This window comes from Mycobacterium sp. (assembly GCF_049673265.1).
Taxonomy (GTDB): Bacteria; Actinomycetota; Actinomycetes; order Mycobacteriales; family Mycobacteriaceae; genus Mycobacterium.
On record NZ_JBATXN010000599.1, the window covers coordinates 1 to 4,250 of the forward strand.

At 64.0% G+C, this 4,250-nt stretch carries 4 protein-coding genes and 1 pseudogene; all 5 read right to left on the minus strand.

Annotated features, from left to right (window positions below; all coding sequences use genetic code 11):
- Positions 1-437, minus strand: a pseudogene (locus WBF82_RS20190) (type VII secretion-associated serine protease); the annotation flags it as partial.
- On the minus strand, positions 434-1,915 hold the full coding sequence (eccD, locus tag WBF82_RS20195; RefSeq protein WP_424384709.1) for a type VII secretion integral membrane protein EccD: 1,482 nt from the start codon (positions 1,913-1,915) through the stop codon (positions 434-436). The gene eccD and the pseudogene WBF82_RS20190, both read right to left, overlap by 4 nt.
- The gene (locus tag WBF82_RS20200) at positions 1,915-2,943 is read right to left on the minus strand and encodes a MinD/ParA family ATP-binding protein (protein ID WP_424384710.1); all 1,029 of its coding nucleotides are present in this window, start codon (positions 2,941-2,943) and stop codon (positions 1,915-1,917) included. The genes eccD and WBF82_RS20200 overlap by 1 nt, the downstream gene beginning before the upstream one ends.
- A 35-nt stretch (positions 2,944-2,978) precedes the next feature.
- Positions 2,979-3,815 carry an ESX secretion-associated protein EspG gene (locus WBF82_RS20205; protein WP_424384711.1) on the minus strand — a complete coding sequence of 279 codons (837 nt, stop codon included), beginning with the start codon at positions 3,813-3,815 and terminating at the stop codon, positions 2,979-2,981.
- A gap of 70 nt (positions 3,816-3,885) precedes the next feature.
- Positions 3,886-4,170: a hypothetical protein gene (locus WBF82_RS20210; RefSeq protein WP_424384712.1), complete on the minus strand. Its 285-nt coding sequence runs from the start codon at positions 4,168-4,170 to the stop codon at positions 3,886-3,888.
- Positions 4,171-4,250: the final 80 nt, after the last annotated feature.

Sequence of the window (4,250 nt, forward strand, 5' to 3'; positions counted from 1 at the left end):
GCGCCCTGGGGCGCGGCGGCGATCACCGACGCCACGATGGTGCCGTGCGCGTCGCAGTCCATCAATCCGTCGCCGCCCATGATGTAGTCGCCGCCGGGAACCACGGGTAGTCGGGGGCTCGGGTTGATGCCAGTGTCGATGACCGCGACGGGCACCCCGTTACCGGTCGAGTACTGCCAGGCCTTGGCGATATTGAGCATCGCGAAGCCCGGCGCTATGACGGCCACATTGGGATCGGCGACGGTGATGGTCCGGGCGCAGATATTGCTCTGCCGCATCGGCTGTTCCGGGCCCGGCTTGCCGTCTGCGGGCACCCGGCCGGGGTCGACCGTCGGCGGTGGAATTGCCTGGGCCGCAGGAAGACCGGTCGACAGGCCGACCAGCAGGCCGACGAGGGTTAGCGAGCAGATCCGCCGGGGCGAGAACGCACCGTTCATCGCATCCGCACCCAGTTGAACAATCCGCCGATCCACGCGGCCAGCGGAAGAGCCGCGATAATCGCGAAGATTTCCAGCCATTCGGCGATCATCCGCACCAACGGGGTGAACCTGGTGATGGGCACCAACAGCGCCGCCGCCAGCCCGGCGGCACCGAATCCGCCCAAAACCACTGCACCCCATAGCACCGGCTCAGCTGATGCCGCCGGCTCGTGCAGGACGTATTTGATGACGCCGACACACGTCGCGCTCGTGGCCCCGCACACCAGCGCGATAGCTTGCCGTTTGTCGGCGAATGCCCGTCCGCGGCTGATGAAGATCAGCACGAACAGCGCTGCCAGTACCGCGGCGGCGCCGCTGCGGTTGCGTCCCGGCATCAGCGTTACCCACACTGCGGCGGGCAGCGCCAGGCTCGCCGCCACACAGATCCCGGTCAGTACGTTGTTCGCGGTAACGGCCGCCGCCGCGATCTGCATCCCACGCGGCGTGGTATCCGGGCTCAGCTCCTCCTCGGCCGCCTCGTCCACCGGCGAGACCGCGTCGACCGGCAATCCGGCGCTGCGGCGAAATAGGTCGCGGCCCGTCACCGACCCGAAGTACGGCGGCCGGATCCGCGCGGACCACAGCGCGATCGTCGGTGCCAGAGTCAGCAAGAACAGCAGAACGACGAGGGTGCACATGCCCAGCCATTGGGCGGGAACCGGTCGCCACATCCGGGCTGCGACGACAAGTCCGCCCAGCGCGCACAGTGTGACGATCGTTGCCGCCACGTTGACGTGCCGTCGCGTCATCACCGCTATCCCGCACGTGAGCATGCCGGCGGCGAGCGCGGCGATAAACAGATGCGCCGCGCCCAGTTTGCCCGGCGCCCCGGCACCCAGACTCACCGCCAGCAACGGCACAGAAAGCCAGGCAAAGCCGCCGAGGATGTCGGCGCGACGCGGCCACCAGCGCGCCACCACGCCGGCACCACCGATGGCGAGCAGACCCAGGACGCCTGTCACGATGCTGGGCATCAGCGAATCGCTGGCGAGGCGATCGCGCACCGCCAGCCCCAACACCGACGCCGAGATCATCGCCAGGATGGCCACCGCGGTGTGCGCTGCGGTGTCGGGTGTGACCGGCTCGAAAAGCTGCTTGCCGATCCGGGCCAGACCGGTGGACAGCGATTCGTACTGCGGCTCGAACGAGTCGCCGTCGGCCGCGGGAACCAACACCAGCGTGGCGCCGTCTTCGACGCCCAACTCATCGAGAGTTTTAGTGACGTCCAGCCGTACTCCGTTAGCCTTCTGCAGCTCGTAACCGATGCCGGATTCCAGCCCGGTCAAACCCCGCCGCTTGAGCTCGTCGTTGAGTAGCTCGACGATGTTGTCGACGAACACCTCCACCGGCACGGATGCCGGGTACACCTGAGAGACAAGGTGTTCGCCACATACCACCGCAACTGCGCACCGCGCGGGAAATGCGACCTTCGCCATTACCGTGGCCTGTCGGCGTCCGGAACATATTTGTCCGCTAACGCCGCGGTGATCTCAAATAGCCGGAGCCGTGTTTTCTTCTGCAATTCATGTTGAGTATCGATGATCCCGCCTTTGGCCAAATGCGGGTCGAAAGGCATGAATTCAACTGTCGCGCCCGATTGGCCGAAGCGTTCAGTCAGATAAGCTCGCGCGTCGGGATCGAATTTGTTGCGGCTGTCGTTCAGAATGACCATGCTGCGCGACACCAATTCGTGGTAGCCCATCGCCCGCAGCAAATCGATAGCCCGCGTGACCGGCAGCGAAGTGTCCGCGGTCAGACCCGATACGAATACCAGTGTGTCGCAGGCGTCGAACACGGCCTTCATCACCGGGTGTTCAAGATCGTCGGACGTGTCCACCACGATGACGTTGTGTGTGCGACGGAGCCGCGACAGCACACCGGTGAACATCGACGGCACCAGCGGGCGGGTTTGGTCAGAGGCTCGGTTGCCGGCCAGTACATCCAGCCCTAAGTTGTTCTGGCCCAAGTGTTCCCGGATATCCGCATAGCCCTGGACATCGGTGTCGTTCAGCACGGCGGCGTAGTCGCCCGGCGGAGCCTCATCGATGCGCCCGGCCAGGGTTCCGAAGCCGGGCGCGGCGTCGATGGCGACAACGTTCTCCGGCCGGCACTCGCGGAACACGGCGCCGATGCACGCCGTCATCGTGGTCTTGCCAACGCCGCCCTTGCCGGAAACCACCCCGACGACGTACTGCTTACGGATGTGGCGGCGTATGCGGCCCTGCAATTCGCGGTAATGCCGTTCAGCCGGCGATTCACCGAAATTTATGGTCCGAAATGACGCGGCATAAAGGAACTTTCGCCAACCCGATCCGGGCGGAATTTTGCGCGGAGCAACCATATCGGAGATGCGCAATGTTCCCGAAACCGAGTCCGGGTGTTGCGGACGCGAAGCGGCAGGCTGTCTCGGCGTTTGCCTACCTTGCTCCGTCGAATTCGCTGGCGCGTTCCACGGATTTGTCACGATGCCGATGCTAACATGTGCGCCTTACCCCTCACTTACACAACCTTTCGATACGAATGCCATTCGTCATTTGCAGGCAGGCGCCGCATCATCCGGTTGACCGCGGAGGTGAGGTTGCTCGCTGAACCCGGTCCGAGGATCATCCACTTCTTGCCGGCCGACAGTTCGTGCTCGGCGACGATCCGGCCCTCGGGGGTGTCGATGATCGTCACCACGCTCTGTTCAACGTGCATCCGCGACGGGCCGGCGAGGGCCACCCCGGATTGCACCGCAACGATTCCCGCCTGGGCCGACCGTGCGGGATCGGCGGCCATCTTGAGGATCTGCAACTGATCGGTGTCTAGCCGCTGACTGGCAAGGAACGCGTGCAGCCGGTCGCGACTGGTTGCCTTCTCCTGCAACGCATCTGCGTCGAGCGTGACCGGTCGTAACGGTGCCGGCGTGTTCGTGCCACACAGTCGCTCGATCTGAGTACGGATCACCTCATTCGCCGCGCCCTCAGCGCTGGACGTCCCAGCGCCACCCATTCGGATCACGTCTTGCGATCGCTCCATGACTACCCACCACTCGGCAAATCGCGCGAGCAACGCCCTGGTGGGGGTTTCTTGAGTGTCGGGCGTACGGACGTTGATCAGCAGCGCGACATCGCGGCGCGTGAGCACGGTCAGCCATTCAACAACCGAGCGGTTGACGTTGTCCGACTCGTCGAGAACGCCCGCGGCCCGCAATTCGGCAGCGACCGGATGCGCCAATGCGGAATGCCGCGTTTCGACACTGGGCAAAATCGATCGCAATCCCAGCTCTGGGGCTACTACCTCAATTCCGGTGAGTACCTGCAGAACCCACAGGCCATCGACGGTGGTGGTTAACACGAAAAATCCCCTTAAATGCCGCTGGGGCGCACCCGTTGGCGTGCGCCCCAGTTCGGCTAACAGATCACGCCTAGGTGGCGAGCGAGGAATCCAATGCCATGATGTCGCCGGTGATCGAACTCAACACTTGGCCGTGGATGCCCACAGTTTCGGCCAAGTGCGCCAGCGGCCGCTCGATCTGGAGCATCGACTCTTGGTAGGCCGTGTGGAATTGGCCGCTCATGACGCTGGCCAACAGGCTGTTGATGTTCACCAGATCCGACTGGCACTGGGCCAACGCCGCCGACGCCGCTTGGAGATGGCCGTGCGCATCCTCCACCGACCCGGGGATGTATGTGATGGTGTTTGGATCCATAATTTCGCTCCCTAAACTTTTCGTTATGACTATTGGTTGTAAAGCTGACGCTGGCTGATCAGGCCGGGTTGATCATCGAC